Here is a 16953-nt window from a genome sequence, read left to right on the forward strand (position 1 = left end):
GAAAGCGTCCGACCGCAGTGGAAATCAACTTTTCTAGTATTACTTCTATTTTAAAAGAAAAAAGACTGTAGGCAAACACCAAAAATTCCTGGTGTTTGTCTACAGTCTGAAGAATCCATTGTAATGGATTCTTTGTCATTTTCCACTATATCCGCGCTGATCGTTTAAAAAGTTTTCACTGCTGAATCTTCATTTTATAGTTACAATTCTGTTCCCAACTATCATTCATTCCCAACGACCAAGTCAAATGTGTCTGGAGAACGAAGAACCGAAAAGTAGTAGTCTTCAACAGGATCCCAACGCAAATGCCATTCCGTATCGTCAGTATCTTCCCTTAAATTATGGCGCTTATACCGAACTTCAGATGATACATCTACAAGCACTGAAAGGTGGACCAAATCAGCTAACCAATATGAACTGTATATTCCATCAAGAAGTATAATTTGTGAAGGTTCCTTCTCTACCCTTGTTGATAAATCGTTCGCAGTCAAAAGATAGAACGGGTGATATGCTGCCTTTTTCCCTTTAAGCAAAGGCAACAGAGCCTCATTGCGTAATCTCTCCCAATCAATACAGTAACGGCATCTCTTTTCAAGTGAGAAAGTGTCCCAATCCCCGTCAGGTATTTTAATATTGAAAAAATCATCACATTGAACGACTGTAGCCCCCTATGTATGAGGCTACTTCAGACGCAATTGATGATTTACCTGCGCCACTCCCGCCATCTATCGAAACAACCAATGGACTTGTATGATCTTTTAAACATTGTTGAATACAATTTACAACGATTTGAACTGGTTCCTTTACGTTCCATGAATGATTGCTTTCCATAACCGATTCCTCCCCCACAATGCATTTTAATTGCGGAGCTTGATAATGTATAGCTACTGTAGTTCATTGTCTTTTAATACATTTTTGAAATGAATGATATCGTATAGATAAAACACCCAATGCAATTCCTACTTTTTTATTCTTACCCAAATGATGGTCCCCCCTTCATACTAATTCTTACATTCCTCAGTCAATGGCTAAGTTTATCTACATCTTCAAATACGGTAGATTCTGATTGCCCGTTAGTAATCGTAATTTACTTGGCACAATCACAGTTTAAGCTTCATTCCTTTTCCACATAAAAAAGTTATAAACGATCTGTATTAAAAATAGGAAAACAAAAAATAACCCGATTAATGTATTTCCCAACGTACTCCAGTTTGAAAAGCTGTAAAGAACGATGAGTAGCAAAATGATTATCGGAATGTTTGCGAGTGTTCTAATCATTTTTCGTCTATACGATAATTTAAAATAATTCAACTCAACTCCTTTATCCGCTTTCGAAGAATTTTTAAAAACCAATGACAAAATAAGAGTACCAATTAATGCTACCACGGCAGGCATAATGAAATAGATCATACGCTTCCCCCCTTCATGAATCGTGGATTTGGATTGCTGCTTGAACGAATCGATCCGACAGGATGTTGTTACTTATAAAGATAACTAAATTTGGATTCTATAATTGCCTAAATAAAAGAGAATTATCTCTATGCTCTTTAAAACTTATATGCTTTTTAGTTGAAGTTCCTACGATAATCTTCTTTTGGATCAGCTATTTCATTTTCAATTAAAAATTTAGCCTCATCTATCATATATTCTATATAGTTCTTCCTCTTAAAAGGTTTCGTATGTTTATAAATTCCTATAAGACTTCCTTTAGCCACGGTAGTTTGGCTATGAACATTTACAAAGACAGTCAAATATACCTTATCATTATGTTTGACTTGGCCAGTAACTTGCCCACTTTCCAAGTCCACTATATACTCGGGGATAATCCTTAATTGGGCAAATGTTGTCCTACCTCCATTGTGAGGCCTTTTTCCAAACAGGCTAAACGCCCTTTCCTTATAGTATTCTTTGAGTTTATTCATAATCTTTCTCCCTCAACGACTTCATTACATTACTATTCAACATACACTTGGTAATTCCCTGCACATTCAATTAAATGACGAAATGGGTCACCATTTTTACTGTGTGGTAGGCTAAATATACGTTAAGGCTCTGGAGAGAAGGCTAGACGATAGAATTTTTTGTATTTTTTCGATTGGAATTATAGGTAATGTAGTTGGCACGTTGGTAGGAGGTGCTGGACTGATTAGCTTACCAGCGATGTTACTTATGGGAATACCAGTGCATTCAGCAATCGGTGCGAACAAGGTTTCCAATACGGTCAGTTCACTCTCAAGCTTTCTTGTCATCTTTAAGAGTAAAGAAGTTTCCATGAAAGAAGCATTGTCGGTCCTCATGTTCTGTCTAGGGGGAGGTATTTTAGGTGGACTTATTGCGTCCTTTTTAAGTGGAAGTATGCTGACAATCATTGCAATACTTTTATTAAGCTTTGCATTTGTAACTTCTTTCCTAAGTAACGGTAATTTTGATGGTACTGAACAGTTTAATGTTAATTATAAATCTGGTCCTGCACTGATTGGTATAGGAATGTACGATGGAATGTTTGAACCAGGAAGCAGCACGCTTGCGTTGTACTTATATGCAAGTCGAAAAATAGCTTATATTCGAGCAGTTGGCTTAGAATTGGCGTTTTTGCGAGTTGCTTTGGATCTGCCATCACCTATATCGCAGCTGGTAAAATCATTTGGCCACTCACTTTAACATTAATGCTTGGAGGAATCGTAGGTGCGCAGTTCGGAGTAAGACTAGCTCGCAAACTAAACACCGAACATGTAAAGCCACTTCTTAGATTCGTAACAATTCTTTTAATTATACAAATGACCGTAGAATAGGATTAAATAAAAATTTAGGTAGAAATTTTAAAAATCTTTTGTTTAGATGCATAAAAAAAGACGCCTTCTTACTAAAGATAAAGCGCCCGTTCGTGGATATTTTTCACCTATAAATTTAGTCTTCCTTTGATTCGACTTTATAATAAATTAGTTTCAAGAGATCACTTATCATTCATAAACGGTCACAATGACTCCATCCATATTGTCACCTGAAATCACATATTCCTGATTGATGGGTGTATTAATGATCATGTTTTCTGAAAGAGGGTAATAAGAAACTGTATATTTTTCACCTTCAATCTTAACCGAAATCTTCTTTTTCTCCTTTAGGTAATCTAAATACTCTTCTAAAACAAAATCCTTTTTCTTCATAATCGCACTATGCGGCAACCCAACATAGCGGATATGCCATGGTTCGTATTGTATGCCCGTTATGTCAGATTTATCTTGTGGATATCGTAAAATGAACCCGTGTTTCCAAGCATTTTTTTCTATCCACTCTCCTTCAGGTGCTTTAGCCATCGTCGTTTGAGTAGTTCCAACATCAAGCGATAACCCCAAATTATGTTCGCTATATCCGGCAGGCAAAGCAGCATCAGAGCCCATTTCTTGATAAAGTTTTCTTTGCTCATCAAAGTTGCGGTAGCCACTAGTAATCCAGAAATTATCAACTCCTTCTTTTTTTGCGGAAGCAATCATTTTTGAAAATTTATGTGCGATCTCCTCTGACAAATAAGTATCGTTATACAACAATCCGTATCCCTTTACCAACTCATTTTGTGTAAAAAGATTGACGACATCGGATTTTATACCTTCTTGGCGAACAGGATATTCACTATTGACTAAAAGCAGATCCCCTTGATAAATTTGTTCTTCTGTAATCTTTATAGTTTGGATATTATCAATATCCTCTCCTTGATCATTTTCCTCTACTTCTACGTTTGGAACATCTGCTTTTGGTTCGAAAAAAGAGCCATTTTTTATGAAAACAAAACACAAGCACGCTATTAATAAAACTAAAAAGCCCCACTTCTTCATTTTTAAGCTACCTCCTATTTCTCCTACATTAAAAGAGTAGCTAAAACTTCTTAAAAAAAGAGTAGGGTAATTCTTAAATTTTTCTTAATAAAGTACTTCCTTATTTTTTCTTTTGTCAATTAGTAACAAAACTGACAACACTACCACACTTAATATCACTATAAACAGAAAAGACAAGTATAGTGTCATAAATCCCCCAAATGCCTCATCAAACTTTAATAGAGCAACATCTGAGTCATACATGCCTCCTATTGAGATATATCTAGCCACTTCAAGATAAACAATATGAAAGATAATACTCATCCATAGTGTTCCTGTATACTTTCTATATAGCTGTAGAGCAATTCCAAAAGTAAAGAGTAAAATAAAATAGTCTATAGTTACTGCAAATGGATCACCAAAGAATATTGACGCAATACCCATCACCATAATCGGCACACAAATGAAAATTAACGGTTGTAAAATCAAAGAGATGAGAAATCTATATTTCTTATGCAACTCTTCAAATATTAGTCCACGGATAAAAACTTCTTCTGGAAACGCCTCATACATAAATGCCGTCACTGAATTGATTAAAATAGCAATGATAACATTTTTCGTTAAGTTCAAGCTGACATTTTCTATGCCTCCAAATAAATAAGCTGTAAAAATGCCTGATACGAGTAAAATAAAAGGCAATGCAATTCCGACCAACAACTTAGATGATGAATTCACGCCCTTCAAACCAATATTTTTGAACAGGTCTGGATTTTTTCTTTTCAGTATAAACATTACAACAAGCGTTAACCCCGTAAAAATTACACCTTGTAAAAGTACGGCTTTTTGTTTATCTATACCTTGAGTTTCTACCAAATATCGTCCGACAACATTTCCCGATACAAATAGAAATAGTGATACGAGCACAAAGTACAAAAGCAGCCGACTGACACTGAATTTCGAAGAACTCATTTGAGAATATCCCCCTATAATTAATGTGGTAATGTTATACTACGTATCAAGCATGTCCGTAGTTTCAATTTTCTTAATTTCAGTAATAAGAATAACCCTACTATCCACATCTACTATTGGGAAACAACTCACTAAACTTTATTCCATTAGCCGATTATTGGATAATATATTACAAGGATTTTGCATTGCTTTTCTATTTCTCAATAGTTCCGATCTCCGTTTCATAATTTCATCTTAAATGGTGGATTTATTATTAGCTTCTCCATCAAGCGCCATGGAAACCATTGATCTATCCGTTGCCTTTTCTGTGTGGACAGGAATTGGTACAGTAGTATCTTCTTCTGTCGAGTCATCCCTTTTATAAAAAAGATGAGCCTATTTCGTGTCTCATCTATTTTTGGAGTTATTGTTTGTGTCTTAGTATTAAGAATTTTGGCATAAAAAAACCCCTTCCCGATTCTCTCGGGAAGAGGCTGTAAACATCGGCATGTAGCCAATATTAACGTTTTGAAAATTGAGGTGCACGACGAGCGCCTTTAAGACCGTATTTCTTACGTTCTTTCATGCGTGCGTCACGTGTTAGAAGACCTGCTGCTTTCAATGGAGCACGGAAGTCAGGGTCTACGTTAAGAAGTGCACGAGCAACACCGTGACGGATTGCGCCTGCTTGACCAGTGTAACCGCCGCCGTGGACGTTTACATGGATATCGTAGCTGCCAAGAGTTTGAGTTGCCACGAGTGGTTGTTTAATCACTTCACGAAGTGTTTCGAATGGTACGTAGTCTTCTACGTCGCGTTTGTTTACGACGATTTTTCCATCGCCAGGTACGAGACGTACACGAGCTACTGAGCTTTTACGACGGCCAGTGCCGATATATTGTACTTGTGCCAAAAGTGTTTCCTCCTCTTAATTATCCGCGAAGCTCATATGCTTCTGGTTTTTGTGCCGCATGTGGATGTTCCGGTCCAGCGTAAACATGAAGTTTTTTGATCGTTTGACGACCTAATGGACCTTTTGGAAGCATGCCTTTTACTGCTAGTTCCAACATTTTTGTTGGGTAGTTTGTACGCATTTCAAGCGCTGTACGAGACTTGATACCGCCTGGGTGGTTCGTGTGACGGTAGTAGATTTTGTCGTTTAATTTATTGCCAGTCAATTGGATTTTTTCAGCATTGATAATGATTACGTGATCGCCAGTGTCAACGTGTGGCGTGAACGTTGGCTTGTTTTTGCCGCGCAAAATAGATGCAACTTCAGAAGCAAGACGTCCAAGCGTCTGTCCTTCAGCGTCGACAACGAGCCATTTACGCTCTACTTCGTGACCTTTAGCCATGAATGTTGTACGCATGTGTTGTTTCCTCCTAAGTTTTCAAATCAAATTGTTCCGTTTTCTCTATCCCTAAACACAAATAAACTTTCCGGGGCTTATTGTGGGGTTATTGAAATACCATTTACCATCTTATATCGTTTACCGCTTTAAGTCAAGCATTTTCATAGAAAACACCTGGAAAAGTTGGCTCAGTCATCATATGTCACACTCATCAAGTACAAACCGTGAGCTGGCGCAGTTTTACCCGCTTTTTTGCGATCTTTTGCTTCGATGATTTTCTTCATATCTTCAGGGTCGTTCCAGCCGATTCCAACTGCGAACAGCATCCCCGCTATAGTGCGCACCATATTGTATAAAAAGCCGTTTCCTTCAATCATCATAATCAGCTCTTCATCCCTCTTCGTAAGCGTCAATTCACGAACTGTACGCACTTTCGTCGATGTCGCTGTTTTCGATGAGCAAAAGCTCGTAAAATCATGCGTGCCAATAAAATAGTGTGCTGCTTCCCGCATACGCTCGATATCTGGTCGCCACTTCCCTAAATGGACGGAATAATTCCGATCAAAAGGGCTTTGTACTTCGCTATACGACCACTTGAACATATACGTCTTCCCGGTCGCTGAATAGCGCGCGTGGAACTCATCATCAACATATTCCGTTCCGACAATACGGATATCTTTTGGAAGCAAAACATTTAACGCCATTTGCCACCGATCCAATTCCAACTCAAGTGGAGTATCGAAATGGATCACTTGGCCCCATGCATGTACACCTGCATCCGTTCTGCCGCTCGCTACCGAGTAAATGGCAGGATCTTTATGCAGCTTTCTGAGCGCCTTGTCGATCTCTGATTGGACAGTGCGCATTTTGGGTTGGAATTGATAGCCTGCAAAATTTGTGCCATCATATGCGACCGTAGCTTTCACTCGATTCATTTCAATTTACCCCCTGAACCAAAACAAGGCTGCAACGAGTGCAGCAAATACAAAAAGGATAAGCGTGTCCCGCCAGCCCCATTGCAATTGCCGATACCTTGTCCTTCCTTCTCCTCCACGATAGCCACGCACTTCCATCGCAATCGCTAAATCTTCAGCCCGTTTAAATGCGCTGACGAATAATGGCACTAAAAGCGGAACCACAGCCTTGATTCGTTCTTTCATCGTTCCGCTCGTTAAATCGGAACCACGGGCCAACTGTGCCTTCATAATTTTATCCGTCTCGTCCATCAATGTTGGAATAAAACGGAGCGAAATCGACATCATAAGCGCCAACTCGTGGACCGGTAATTTCAATCGCTTCAATGGATTTAGCAATGTTTCCATGCCGTCCGTAATGGAAATCGGCGAAGTCGTTAGCGTCAATACAGTCGTTATAAGCACCAACACTAAAAAACGGACCGATATGTAAATCCCTTGCCGAATCCCTTCCTCATAAATTCGGATGAACTTCCACTCGAACACCAATGCTCCTTCTTTAGTAAAAATAATATGCATGAGCAAGGTGAAAATAATTAAAAATAGAATCGGCTTTAATCCGTTAAATAAAAAATAAGGACGAATGCGCGATGATAGGATAACGATTAATGTAAACGCCAATAAAATGACATACGTTGCAGTATTATTTGCTAAAAAAACTGCGACGATAAATAAAAAAACGAATATTAATTTGGAACGCGGATCGAGCCGATGGACGAATGAGTCACCCGGCACATACCTTCCAAAAATCATTTTTTCCAACACTATTGGCCACCTTCTTCCTTCAATGCAGCCGCGATGGAAGCAGATAGTTGCTCTTCTGTTAGCGCAATACCGCCGAGCGGTTTACCGATAAGTTTCTCGACATCACGCTGAAAGGCTACAGAACGCGGCAGGCCAAGGCGGAAGGAGGAAAGCAGCTCTTCCTCTGCAAACACTTCTTCAGGCGTTCCTGAGAGCACAGAGCGCCCTTCGTGCATGACGATAATCTGATCAGCGTAGCGTGCCGCATCCTCCATACTATGAGTAACAAGGATCGTTGTGAGACCTTCTTCTTTATGAAGCCGCGCAAATAATTCCATAATCTCTTTACGACCTCTTGGATCGAGCCCTGCAGTGGGCTCGTCCAATATAAGGATGGATGGCTTAAAAGCAAGTACGCCTGCAATCGCAACACGCCGCATTTGCCCACCCGACAATTCGAACGGTGACTTCTGAGAGACATCAGAAGGCAACCCTAAAAGCTCGATCAATTCCAAAGCTCGCCGCCTTGCTTCCTCTTCCGGCACACCAAAATTCATTGGTCCAAACATTATATCCTTTTCAACGGTTTCCTCGAAGAGTTGATGTTCAGGAAACTGAAAAACAATGCCGACATGCTTCCGGACATCCTTCAAGGCCTTCCCCTTCGTCTCAGAGGTAATTGTCAGGTCACCGATGCGCACTTCCCCTTCAGTCGGTTTCAATAAACCATTTAAATGGAGCAGCAACGTCGACTTGCCGGAGCCTGTATGACCAATAATCGCAGTATATGAATTGGAAGGAATAACAGCATTCACCTCATATAAAGCTCTTTTCTCGAATGGCGTCCCTTTGGCATACGAATATTCTACTTGTTGAAGTGCGATGTCCATAATTCATTCACCAACTCTTCTTCTGTCATATGTTCCCCTTTGATGTTTAGACCGTCTTTGCGCAGCATACGGGATATTCTTTGCGCAAATGGCAAGTCCAAGCCGATCGACTCCAGCTCATCACCATGAGCGAAAATTTCTTCTGGCTTCCCTGACCTTAACATTTTCCCTTGGTTCATGACGATCACCCGGTCTGCCAGTAACACTTCCTCAAGGTCATGTGTAATGGAGATAACCGTTAAACCGGTTTGCCGCCTAAGCTCCCCGACCACTCCAATCACTTCCTCCCGTCCTTGCGGGTCCAACATGGAAGTCGCCTCGTCCAAAATTAATAGCTTTGGCTGCAAAGCTAATGCACCGGCAATCGCCACACGCTGTTTCTGACCTCCAGATAAATGATGCGGTTCATGATTCATGAATTGGTCCATTTTCACTTGGGACAAAGCTTCGTGTACACGTGGCACCATTTCTTCAAAAGGCACGCCATTGTTCTCTAAAGCGAACGCGACATCGTCCTGTACAGTAGAGCCAACAAATTGATTGTCGGGATTTTGGAAAACAATGCCCATTTGCGAACGGATATCCCATAGATTCTCATCTTTTAATTCTTCTAAAAAAACTTTAATCGTACCTTCTTTTGGGAACATCAAGCCGATCATCAATTTGGCAAGCGTGGATTTACCAGAGCCATTATGGCCAACAATCGCAATCCACTCTCCGTCATTTACTGTAAAACTTATATTCTCAACTGCATTCCTACTGTTTCCCTCTTCGCTGTCATATGCAAATGTCACATGATCCATCGATAAAATTTCTTTCAATCCGGTCACCCCCGTTGTTTTCGAAATTATGTATGAAACTTGACTTCGTAATTACTTGATAGAAAGAAAAATACGCACATTTAAAGATAGCTACGGAAGCCATGCCCGCAGAAAGCATCCGCCTGTAATGAAAACCATTTACTTTATTAATTGCTTTATATACATAGTTGAGTAAATTTCATAACGACTTGTTTCTGAACGTCAATTCATATTTCTTCTTTAATGACCGATTATTGATTGAAAGAAAAAAATAAAGCCATATACGTAGAAATCGACCATTAAAAATCAAATGTATTTGGATTTTGTATTGAAAAAGATTGCTTCGAAATTAACTCAAGTATGTATATAAATAAAAAAAGCGCGCACCTCATCCGAAGAAATGCGCTCATATCTATTCTGAACCGGGTGCTCAATCCGAATCAGCGGACGAGGTACGTAGAGCTAGACCAATCGGCAATGGCCGTCAATCATAACACTCAGCTTTTAATATTGTCGTATAAATCATAAGTATAAAAAAAGGGTGTGGCTGTGCGTACGACAGACACACCCTTCAAAGAACCTAACTCTTCTTTGTTTCAATAGACCAACAAGTTTATGGATAAATCCATTCAATGCGTCCAACTATAAGCATTGAAACCGTCAGCTTTTGAATTAAACAAGTTCAATTACGACGACAGGTGCTCCGTCACCGCGGCGAGGTCCCATTTTCATGATACGTGTGTAACCACCTTGGCGGTCTGCATAGCGTGGTGCAACGTTATCAAATAATTTTTGAAGTGCAAAGATTTCTTTCTCGTTGCCTTCCTCGTCAGCAGTTTTTACAACTTCACGACGAATGAACTCAGCAGCTTGACGACGTGCGTGCAAATCACCACGTTTACCAAGCGTAATCATCTTTTCAACAACTGAACGCAATTCTTTTGCACGTGCTTCAGTTGTTTGGATGCGCTCATGTACGATAAGATCTGTCGCCAAATCGCGTAGCATCGCTTTACGTTGTGAACTTGTACGTCCAAGTTTTCTGTATGCCATAGAAGTTTCCCTCCTTCAATCTATATGTTGTTAATCTTCCGAGCGCAACTCGAGGTTCAACTCGTCCAATTTCGCCTTCACTTCTTCAAGTGATTTACGGCCAAGATTACGCACTTTCATCATTTCGTCCTCAGACTTATTTGCAAGCTCCAAGACCGTATTGATGCCTGCGCGTTTCAGGCAGTTATAAGATCTCACGGAAAGGTCAAGCTCTTCGATCGTCATCTCAAGCACTTTCTCTTTCTGATCTTCTTCTTTTTCCACCATGATTTCCGCAGCTTGTGCTTCGTCAGTCATTCCGACAAATATGTTCAGATGCTCCGTCAGGATTTTTGCTCCGAGCGAAACAGCTTCTTTCGGACCGATGCTGCCATCTGTCCAAACGTCAAACGTCAACTTGTCAAAGTTCGTGCTCTGACCTACACGAGTGTTCTCGACTTGGAAATTGACGCGTGAAACTGGAGTGTAAATAGAGTCGATCGGAATAACACCAATCGCAAGATCCTCACGTTTGTTTTGATCGGAAGGTGCATATCCTCGCCCACGTACGGCGTACATGCGCATACGCAGATGTCCATTTTTACCAAGCGTAGCAATATGAAGATCCGGATTTAGGATTTCTACATCACTGTCGTGAGTAATATCCGCAGCCGTTACTGTACCTTCGCCTTTTACATCTATTTCAATCACTTTCTCATCATCTGAATAGATTTTGAGAGCAAGTTTCTTCACATTCAAAATAATTGTTGCAACGTCTTCAAAGACACCTTCAATTGTAGAGAATTCATGAAGAACACCGTCGATCTGGATAGATGTCACGGCAGCCCCTGGCAATGAGGAAAGAAGAATGCGGCGCAAGGAATTCCCTAAAGTGTTTCCATATCCACGCTCCAATGGTTCGATAATAAATTTACCGAACTTGGAATCTTCACTGATCATAACTGTTTCAATCTTCGGTTTTTCAATCTCGATCATTCATTTACCCTCCTTCAAACGTCTAATGTATAGGCCGTTCCATATTGAAATCGATCATCAAAAACAGCAAAATGTAATCACACAATTCAGTTTTGCCATAAATTGTGTTTTTCAATCAATTGGAGAACAAACCATTACACACGACGACGTTTTGGCGGGCGGCAACCGTTGTGAGGAACTGGAGTAACGTCTCTGATTGCAGTTACTTCAAGACCAGCAGCTTGCAAAGAACGAATTGCAGCTTCACGTCCTGCGCCAGGTCCTTTAACTGTAACTTCCAATGATTTCAAACCATGTTCCATTGAAGCTTTTGCAGCAGTTTCTGCAGCCATTTGTGCAGCAAACGGAGTTGATTTACGAGATCCACGGAATCCAAGTGCACCAGCACTAGACCAAGAAAGGGCATTCCCGTGGCTATCAGTGATCGTAACGATTGTATTGTTGAATGTTGAACGGATATGCGCGATACCAGTTTCAATATTCTTTTTCACACGACGTTTACGTGTTTGTTGTTTACGTGCCATGTCTACGAAAAACCTCCTTTACCTATTATTTCTTTTTGTTAGCAACTGTCCGTTTAGGACCTTTACGTGTACGTGCATTGTTTTTCGTGTTTTGTCCGCGAACAGGAAGACCGCGACGGTGACGGATTCCACGGAAGCTTCCGATTTCCATCAAACGTTTGATGTTAAGTGAAGTTTCACGGCGAAGATCCCCTTCAACTTTTAACGCATCAATTTGTTCACGAATTTTATCAAGTTCTGCATCCGTTAGATCACGAACGCGAGTTTCTTCTGAAACGCCTGCAGCCGCAAGAACTTTTTGTGCAGTTGTTTTACCGATTCCATAAATGTATGTCAATGAAATGACAACGCGCTTATCGCGCGGTACGTCTACACCAGCAATACGTGCCATATAGATTGTGCACCTCCCTTTGTATTAACCTTGTCGTTGTTTATGTTTTGGATTTTCACAGATTACCATTACTCGGCCGCGTCTGCGAATAACTTTACATTTTTCGCAGATCGGTTTTACAGATGGTCTTACTTTCATCTTACCCAACCTCCTTCAATATTCCGGAGTTGCAAAAGTTTATTTGAAACGGTATGTGATACGACCGCGTGTTAAATCATAAGGCGAAAGTTCCATCGTCACTTTGTCGCCAGGTAGGATGCGGATGAAATGCATGCGAATCTTGCCTGAAACGTGTGCAAGAATCGTATGACCATTTTCCAATTCAACCTTGAACATCGCGTTCGGCAACGTTTCGACTACGGTTCCTTCAACTTCAATTACGTCGTCCTTCGCCATCAATCCTGTCTCCCTTCTATATCCAATAAAGGTCCTAACCATCGAGCGGCAGCAGTCGCCTTCAAAGCTTCCTTCAACATATGTCCGGATTGCATGAGTGATGTTCGAAAGACGTCTGTCACATTTTGTTTCCCGTACGTCAGTCCCCGACTTTAAATGGAATGCTCCATCGGAAAAGACACGATCAACAGGAATAGCCGTTGGTGAGTTCCAATGTTAGGATACTGTTCTTTTGACATCTACATTATACCCATTTTGTTGGACACATGCATTTGCCGAGTTTACGAACTGTATCATGATCGGAAATCAACCAGTACCTATACCGGGCACCATATGCTTTTGCAGCTCGCTAATTCAATTACGCCTCGACGTAATTGCGCCCAATTTCATGTAAAAGAAAATTTGGCAACCGCCAGAGGCACTGTCTTCATTCATATAAGAACGAAGTTGAGCGTTCTTTCCGCGCAACAGGGCGATGCTGCCCACAATATGGCGTGCATGGATTGCGCCCGGAAAGGATTACTGTCCGCTCCCTTGCAAGATAGCGTCCAAATCTTCAAAAACATCATTGATGTTCTGTTGCCCATCTATGTTCGTCAACACGCCTTTTGCATCATAGAATGCTAGCAGCGGTGCTGTTTGATTCATATTTACTTCCAGACGGTTCGTGACAGTTTCCGGATTGTCATCCGCTCGCTGATAAAGTTCCCCGCCATCCTTATCACAAACGCCTTCAACCTTCGGTGGGTTGAATTGCAAGTGGTAGGATGTGCCGCATACTTTGCAAATTCTGCGACCGGTCAATCTTGCGACAAGCTCATCTTTGTCTACTTTGATGTTGAGTACATGCTCTATTTTCCGTCCCATGTCCGCAAGCAACGCATCTAATGCTTCAGCCTGCGCAACTGTACGTGGAAAACCATCAAGCAGGAATCCATTATCGCAATCGGACTTGCTTAATCGTTCGCGGACAATGCCAATTGTCACCTCATCAGGGACAAGTGCACCTTGATCCATGAACGATTTTGCTTTGACTCCAAGTTCCGTGCCTTCCTGAATTGCAGCACGGAACATATCGCCTGTAGAAATATGAGGGATTTCGTACTTTTCGACAATTTTATCTGCTTGCGTGCCTTTTCCGGCACCCGGCAGACCCATTAATACGATATTCATACGTCTTGCCCTCCATCCTTTGACAGCCGATAGAAAAGATCTATCAGTTGCTTATTTCATAAAGCCTTTATAATGCCGTTTCACTAATTGTGACTCAAGCTGTTTCATCGTTTCAAGGGCAACCCCTACGACGATGAGCAAGCTCGTTCCACCAATTTGCAAGGACTGTGGAAGGTTTGCTAAATTGATGAAGAAAATCGGCATGACTGCAACGACAGCAAGGAAAATCGAGCCGACGAATGTCAGTCTATATAAAGTGCTTGTTAAATACTTTTGCGTATTTTGCCCTGGGCGAATGCCTGGGATATAAGCGCCTTGCTTCTTCAGATTATCAGCCATATTTTCCGGATTCACTTGAATGAATGCGTAGAAATATGTAAAAGCAAGGATAAGTGCTACATAGAGAATCATTCCGACTGGTTGATTGTAATCAAATGTTCTCGTAATGAATTTCGTCACACTATTATCGCCAAAAAATGCAGCTAATTGTTGTGGTGTTATAAAGAACGCCACAGCAAAGATTACTGGAATAACCCCAGCAGCATTCAATTTCAACGGCAGATGTGTTTGTTGTCCCGCAGTCGATTGCCCGCGGCCTGTCATACGTTTTGCATACTGAATAGGAATTTTACGAAGTGCTTCTTGTACATAAACGACTCCGACAATAATCGCCACAATGACGATCAATAGCAATACCATCGTTGCAATTCGGATGAACAAAGCGTCACCTGCATCTTGAATTTGAGTTGCGTACAGTTGGTTAACAGCGTTTGGAATGCCCGCGACAATCCCTGCGAAGATGATAATGGAAATACCATTTCCAACACCTTTCGCCGTGATTTGTTCACCAAGCCATAATAAAAACGATGTTCCAGCAGTCAAGACAATCGCAATCACGATATACGTTGATATCCCCTCATCTTGGATCAAAGTACCGCCAAACATTTGGTTAAATCCAAATGACATGGCAATCGCTTGGATGAAAGCGAGGACGACTGTGAAATATCTTGTGAATTGAGCAAGCTTCCGTCTTCCGACATCGCCTTGCTTCGCCCATTCAGTGAACTTCGGAACGACATCCATCTGCAATAATTGCACAATGATGGAAGCGGTGATATATGGCATGATTCCCATCGCAAAGATGGAGAACTGAGATAACGCGCCACCGCCAAATGTGTTTAGAAATCCAATGAATTGGTTGTTTGTTTGTTGTAACGCAGTAGCATCAACGTTTGGGACAGGAATAAATGTTCCAAGCCTAAAAACGATGAGTACAAGTAGTGTGAAAATGATTTTAGACCTTATATCTCTAACGCGCATAAAGTTGGAGATTGTCTGAAACATTATACCACCTCGGTTTTCCCGCCCGCTTTCTCGATAGCGTCTTTGGCAGAAGCAGAGAATTTATGAGCTTTGACAGTAATCTTTTTCTCAAGAATTCCGTTTCCAAGAATCTTAATACCTGATTTTTCATTGCTCACGATTCCAGTTTCAATTAGCAATTCAGGAGTGACTTCCGTGCCCTCTTCAAAACGATTAAGTACGTCAAGGTTCACGATCGCATACTCTTTACGGTTGATGTTCGTGAATCCACGCTTAGGAAGACGTTGGAATAAAGGAATTTGACCACCTTCAAATCCAAGACGCACGCCACCGCCTGAACGAGCTTTTTGACCTTTGTGTCCTTTACCGGAAGTTTTACCTGTACCGGAACCGATTCCACGACCAATACGTTTGCGTGCTTTACGAGCACCTTCAGCTGGTTTCATTTCGTGCAATTTCATCTTATCGGCACCTCCTTATTTCGAAAATGTGCATTAGTTTTCTTTAACAGTAACTAAGTGGCTTACTTTGTTGATCATGCCACGGATTGCTACGTTATCTTCATGTTCAACTGTTTGGTTTAATTTGCGTAAACCAAGAGCTTCGACTGTTTTACGTTGTGCCGGTTTTGCACCGATTACACTTTTCGTAAGGGTGATTTCAAGTTTATTTGCCATTGTTATTCCCCCCTTAACCTAACAGTTCTTCAACGGATTTGCCGCGCAATTTCGCAACTTCTTCAGCGCGTTTCAAATTCTTCAACCCTTCAATTGTTGCACGCACCATGTTGATTGGTGTGCTTGATCCCAAGGATTTTGAAAGGATATCCGTGATTCCTGCAAGTTCAAGTACCGCACGGACAGGTCCGCCGGCGATAACTCCGGTACCAGGTGCTGCTGGCTTAATAAGAATTTGTCCAGCACCAAAGCGTCCAAGGATTTCGTGCGGAGTTGTTCCGTTAACCATTGGCACTTCGATCAGGTTCTTTTTCGCATCTTCGATTGCCTTACGGATCGCATCTGGAACTTCCTGTGCCTTTCCAGTACCGAAACCGACGCGGCCGTTTTTATCTCCGACAACGACAAGAGCAGTAAAGCGGAAACGACGTCCACCTTTAACCACTTTCGCTACGCGGTTAATCGTAACTACGCGTTCTTCGAATTCACTTCTATTTTGATCATTACGACGCATGAAATATGTCCCTCCTTCTTAATTAAAATTCCAGTCCATTTTCGCGTGCTGCGTCCGCAAGAGCTTTAACACGGCCATGGAATAAGTATCCGCCACGGTCGAAAACAACCGACTTTACGTCTTTTTCAGCTGCTTTCTTCGCGATCATCTCGCCGACTTTAGCTGCTGCTTCTGCATTCGCTTTGGAATCCATCTCGAATCCTTTATCCATAGTGGAAGCACTAGCAATCGTAACGCCGTTCACATCATCGATTAGTTGTGCATAGATATGTTTGTTTGAACGATATACATTCAAACGTGGACGAGCTGCAGATCCGCTAATTTTCGTACGCACACGTGCATGACGTTTTTTACGGACTACATTCTTATCTTGTTTTGTGATCATCGTGGTCACTCCTTCCGGATGCCTA

26 protein-coding genes and 1 pseudogene are annotated in these 16953 nt (G+C 41.3%); 2 read left to right on the forward strand and 25 right to left on the reverse strand.

Annotated features, from left to right (window positions below):
- Positions 1–221: 221 nt before the first annotated feature.
- The 4 genes from WFH04_RS05610 to WFH04_RS05625 form a co-directional block, all read right to left on the reverse strand.
- A complete protein-coding gene (locus WFH04_RS05610) occupies positions 222–539 on the reverse strand; it encodes a hypothetical protein (RefSeq protein ID WP_336823090.1) in 318 nt (105 codons plus the stop codon).
- Between the two features lie 106 nt (positions 540–645).
- Positions 646–831 (reverse strand): hypothetical protein, encoded by a 186-nt coding sequence (locus tag WFH04_RS05615; RefSeq protein WP_336823091.1) that lies wholly within the window; start codon positions 829–831, stop codon positions 646–648.
- Between the two features lie 276 nt (positions 832–1107).
- A complete protein-coding gene (locus tag WFH04_RS05620; protein WP_336823092.1) occupies positions 1108–1410 on the reverse strand; it encodes a hypothetical protein in 303 nt (100 codons plus the stop codon).
- A gap of 155 nt (positions 1411–1565) precedes the next feature.
- Positions 1566–1922 carry a hypothetical protein gene (locus tag WFH04_RS05625; RefSeq protein WP_336823093.1) on the reverse strand — a complete coding sequence of 119 codons (357 nt, stop codon included), beginning with the start codon at positions 1920–1922 and terminating at the stop codon, positions 1566–1568.
- 223 nt (positions 1923–2145) lie between these two features.
- Here WFH04_RS05625 and WFH04_RS05630 point away from each other — a divergent pair.
- Positions 2146–2792: pseudogene (locus tag WFH04_RS05630) on the forward strand (sulfite exporter TauE/SafE family protein).
- Positions 2793–2960: 168 nt separating this feature from the next.
- On the opposite strand, the gene vanY reads toward WFH04_RS05630, so the two are convergent.
- Positions 2961–3830, reverse strand: coding sequence for a VanY-A/VanY-F/VanY-M family D-Ala-D-Ala carboxypeptidase (gene vanY, locus WFH04_RS05635; protein WP_336823094.1), 870 nt, complete (start codon positions 3828–3830; stop codon positions 2961–2963).
- A gap of 84 nt (positions 3831–3914) precedes the next feature.
- Positions 3915–4778 carry a CPBP family glutamic-type intramembrane protease gene (locus WFH04_RS05640; protein ID WP_336823095.1) on the reverse strand — a complete coding sequence of 288 codons (864 nt, stop codon included), beginning with the start codon at positions 4776–4778 and terminating at the stop codon, positions 3915–3917.
- A gap of 274 nt (positions 4779–5052) precedes the next feature.
- On the opposite strand from WFH04_RS05640, the gene WFH04_RS18330 reads away from it, so the two are divergent.
- The gene (locus WFH04_RS18330) at positions 5053–5142 is read left to right on the forward strand and encodes an SMR family transporter (RefSeq protein WP_408020172.1); all 90 of its coding nucleotides are present in this window, start codon (positions 5053–5055) and stop codon (positions 5140–5142) included.
- 135 nt (positions 5143–5277) lie between these two features.
- Here WFH04_RS18330 and rpsI read toward each other — a convergent pair whose 3' ends face one another.
- From rpsI to rplR, 19 genes are all read right to left on the reverse strand, one after another.
- The gene (gene rpsI, locus WFH04_RS05645) at positions 5278–5670 is read right to left on the reverse strand and encodes a 30S ribosomal protein S9 (protein ID WP_336823096.1); all 393 of its coding nucleotides are present in this window, start codon (positions 5668–5670) and stop codon (positions 5278–5280) included.
- A gap of 19 nt (positions 5671–5689) precedes the next feature.
- Complete coding sequence (gene rplM, locus WFH04_RS05650) at positions 5690–6127, reverse strand: 50S ribosomal protein L13 (protein WP_336823097.1); 438 nt, start codon at positions 6125–6127, stop codon at positions 5690–5692.
- Between the two features lie 170 nt (positions 6128–6297).
- The gene (gene truA / locus WFH04_RS05655) at positions 6298–7044 is read right to left on the reverse strand and encodes a tRNA pseudouridine(38-40) synthase TruA (protein WP_336823098.1); all 747 of its coding nucleotides are present in this window, start codon (positions 7042–7044) and stop codon (positions 6298–6300) included.
- A gap of 6 nt (positions 7045–7050) precedes the next feature.
- Positions 7051–7848 (reverse strand): energy-coupling factor transporter transmembrane component T family protein, encoded by a 798-nt coding sequence (locus tag WFH04_RS05660; protein WP_336823099.1) that lies wholly within the window; start codon positions 7846–7848, stop codon positions 7051–7053.
- Positions 7848–8717, reverse strand: a complete 870-nt coding sequence (locus tag WFH04_RS05665) for an energy-coupling factor ABC transporter ATP-binding protein (RefSeq protein WP_336823100.1) — start codon at positions 8715–8717, stop codon at positions 7848–7850. Before WFH04_RS05665 ends, WFH04_RS05660 begins: the two co-directional genes overlap by 1 nt.
- The gene (locus WFH04_RS05670) at positions 8693–9538 is read right to left on the reverse strand and encodes an energy-coupling factor ABC transporter ATP-binding protein (RefSeq protein ID WP_336823101.1); all 846 of its coding nucleotides are present in this window, start codon (positions 9536–9538) and stop codon (positions 8693–8695) included. The genes WFH04_RS05665 and WFH04_RS05670 overlap by 25 nt, the downstream gene beginning before the upstream one ends.
- A 651-nt stretch (positions 9539–10189) precedes the next feature.
- Positions 10190–10570 (reverse strand): 50S ribosomal protein L17, encoded by a 381-nt coding sequence (gene rplQ, locus WFH04_RS05675; protein WP_336823102.1) that lies wholly within the window; start codon positions 10568–10570, stop codon positions 10190–10192.
- Positions 10571–10600: 30 nt separating this feature from the next.
- On the reverse strand, positions 10601–11545 hold the full coding sequence (locus WFH04_RS05680) for a DNA-directed RNA polymerase subunit alpha (RefSeq protein ID WP_336823103.1): 945 nt from the start codon (positions 11543–11545) through the stop codon (positions 10601–10603).
- 134 nt (positions 11546–11679) lie between these two features.
- Complete coding sequence (gene rpsK, locus WFH04_RS05685) at positions 11680–12069, reverse strand: 30S ribosomal protein S11 (RefSeq protein ID WP_184209308.1); 390 nt, start codon at positions 12067–12069, stop codon at positions 11680–11682.
- Positions 12070–12094: 25 nt separating this feature from the next.
- Positions 12095–12460: a 30S ribosomal protein S13 gene (gene rpsM / locus WFH04_RS05690; RefSeq protein WP_336823104.1), complete on the reverse strand. Its 366-nt coding sequence runs from the start codon at positions 12458–12460 to the stop codon at positions 12095–12097.
- A 24-nt stretch (positions 12461–12484) separates the two neighbouring features.
- Complete coding sequence (rpmJ, locus tag WFH04_RS05695; RefSeq protein ID WP_076758849.1) at positions 12485–12598, reverse strand: 50S ribosomal protein L36; 114 nt, start codon at positions 12596–12598, stop codon at positions 12485–12487.
- A 39-nt stretch (positions 12599–12637) separates the two neighbouring features.
- Positions 12638–12856, reverse strand: a complete 219-nt coding sequence (infA, locus tag WFH04_RS05700) for a translation initiation factor IF-1 (RefSeq protein ID WP_060203457.1) — start codon at positions 12854–12856, stop codon at positions 12638–12640.
- Positions 12856–12978, reverse strand: coding sequence for a hypothetical protein (locus WFH04_RS05705; RefSeq protein WP_336823105.1), 123 nt, complete (start codon positions 12976–12978; stop codon positions 12856–12858). The genes infA and WFH04_RS05705 overlap by 1 nt, the downstream gene beginning before the upstream one ends.
- A gap of 397 nt (positions 12979–13375) precedes the next feature.
- A complete protein-coding gene (locus WFH04_RS05710) occupies positions 13376–14029 on the reverse strand; it encodes an adenylate kinase (RefSeq protein ID WP_336823106.1) in 654 nt (217 codons plus the stop codon).
- A gap of 51 nt (positions 14030–14080) precedes the next feature.
- The gene (secY, locus tag WFH04_RS05715; RefSeq protein WP_336823107.1) at positions 14081–15373 is read right to left on the reverse strand and encodes a preprotein translocase subunit SecY; all 1293 of its coding nucleotides are present in this window, start codon (positions 15371–15373) and stop codon (positions 14081–14083) included.
- Complete coding sequence (rplO, locus tag WFH04_RS05720) at positions 15373–15813, reverse strand: 50S ribosomal protein L15 (RefSeq protein ID WP_336823108.1); 441 nt, start codon at positions 15811–15813, stop codon at positions 15373–15375. The genes secY and rplO overlap by 1 nt, the downstream gene beginning before the upstream one ends.
- A gap of 33 nt (positions 15814–15846) precedes the next feature.
- A complete protein-coding gene (gene rpmD, locus WFH04_RS05725; RefSeq protein ID WP_336823109.1) occupies positions 15847–16029 on the reverse strand; it encodes a 50S ribosomal protein L30 in 183 nt (60 codons plus the stop codon).
- A gap of 13 nt (positions 16030–16042) precedes the next feature.
- A complete protein-coding gene (gene rpsE, locus WFH04_RS05730; protein WP_336823110.1) occupies positions 16043–16543 on the reverse strand; it encodes a 30S ribosomal protein S5 in 501 nt (166 codons plus the stop codon).
- Between the two features lie 22 nt (positions 16544–16565).
- A complete protein-coding gene (gene rplR, locus WFH04_RS05735) occupies positions 16566–16928 on the reverse strand; it encodes a 50S ribosomal protein L18 (RefSeq protein WP_336823111.1) in 363 nt (120 codons plus the stop codon).
- Positions 16929–16953: the final 25 nt, after the last annotated feature.

The organism is Sporosarcina sp. USHLN248, assembly GCF_037144575.1.
GTDB classification, from domain to species: Bacteria; Bacillota; Bacilli; order Bacillales_A; family Planococcaceae; genus Sporosarcina; species Sporosarcina contaminans.

Excerpts from the sequence above, each read along its gene's own strand:
- WFH04_RS05680 (WP_336823103.1), bottom strand. The coding sequence starts at position 11,545 with ATGATCGAGATTGAAAAACCGAAGATTGAAACAGTTATGATCAGTGAA.
- rpsM (WP_336823104.1), bottom strand. The coding sequence starts at position 12,460 with ATGGCACGTATTGCTGGTGTAGACGTACCGCGCGATAAGCGCGTTGTC.
- infA (WP_060203457.1), bottom strand. The coding sequence starts at position 12,856 with ATGGCGAAGGACGACGTAATTGAAGTTGAAGGAACCGTAGTCGAAACG.
- rpsK (WP_184209308.1), bottom strand. The coding sequence starts at position 12,069 with ATGGCACGTAAACAACAAACACGTAAACGTCGTGTGAAAAAGAATATT.
- rplR (WP_336823111.1), bottom strand. The coding sequence starts at position 16,928 with ATGATCACAAAACAAGATAAGAATGTAGTCCGTAAAAAACGTCATGCA.
- rpmJ (WP_076758849.1), bottom strand. The coding sequence starts at position 12,598 with ATGAAAGTAAGACCATCTGTAAAACCGATCTGCGAAAAATGTAAAGTT.
- rpmD (WP_336823109.1), bottom strand. The coding sequence starts at position 16,029 with ATGGCAAATAAACTTGAAATCACCCTTACGAAAAGTGTAATCGGTGCA.
- vanY (WP_336823094.1), bottom strand. The coding sequence starts at position 3,830 with ATGAAGAAGTGGGGCTTTTTAGTTTTATTAATAGCGTGCTTGTGTTTT.
- WFH04_RS05665 (WP_336823100.1), bottom strand. The coding sequence starts at position 8,717 with ATGGACATCGCACTTCAACAAGTAGAATATTCGTATGCCAAAGGGACG.
- WFH04_RS05615 (WP_336823091.1), bottom strand. The coding sequence starts at position 831 with ATGGAAAGCAATCATTCATGGAACGTAAAGGAACCAGTTCAAATCGTT.
- rplM (WP_336823097.1), bottom strand. The coding sequence starts at position 6,127 with ATGCGTACAACATTCATGGCTAAAGGTCACGAAGTAGAGCGTAAATGG.
- secY (WP_336823107.1), bottom strand. The coding sequence starts at position 15,373 with ATGTTTCAGACAATCTCCAACTTTATGCGCGTTAGAGATATAAGGTCT.
- WFH04_RS05625 (WP_336823093.1), bottom strand. The coding sequence starts at position 1,922 with ATGAATAAACTCAAAGAATACTATAAGGAAAGGGCGTTTAGCCTGTTT.
- rplQ (WP_336823102.1), bottom strand. The coding sequence starts at position 10,570 with ATGGCATACAGAAAACTTGGACGTACAAGTTCACAACGTAAAGCGATG.
- WFH04_RS05620 (WP_336823092.1), bottom strand. The coding sequence starts at position 1,410 with ATGATCTATTTCATTATGCCTGCCGTGGTAGCATTAATTGGTACTCTT.
- WFH04_RS18330 (WP_408020172.1), top strand. The coding sequence starts at position 5,053 with ATGGAAACCATTGATCTATCCGTTGCCTTTTCTGTGTGGACAGGAATT.
- WFH04_RS05640 (WP_336823095.1), bottom strand. The coding sequence starts at position 4,778 with ATGAGTTCTTCGAAATTCAGTGTCAGTCGGCTGCTTTTGTACTTTGTG.
- truA (WP_336823098.1), bottom strand. The coding sequence starts at position 7,044 with ATGAATCGAGTGAAAGCTACGGTCGCATATGATGGCACAAATTTTGCA.
- WFH04_RS05710 (WP_336823106.1), bottom strand. The coding sequence starts at position 14,029 with ATGAATATCGTATTAATGGGTCTGCCGGGTGCCGGAAAAGGCACGCAA.
- rplO (WP_336823108.1), bottom strand. The coding sequence starts at position 15,813 with ATGAAATTGCACGAAATGAAACCAGCTGAAGGTGCTCGTAAAGCACGC.
- rpsE (WP_336823110.1), bottom strand. The coding sequence starts at position 16,543 with ATGCGTCGTAATGATCAAAATAGAAGTGAATTCGAAGAACGCGTAGTT.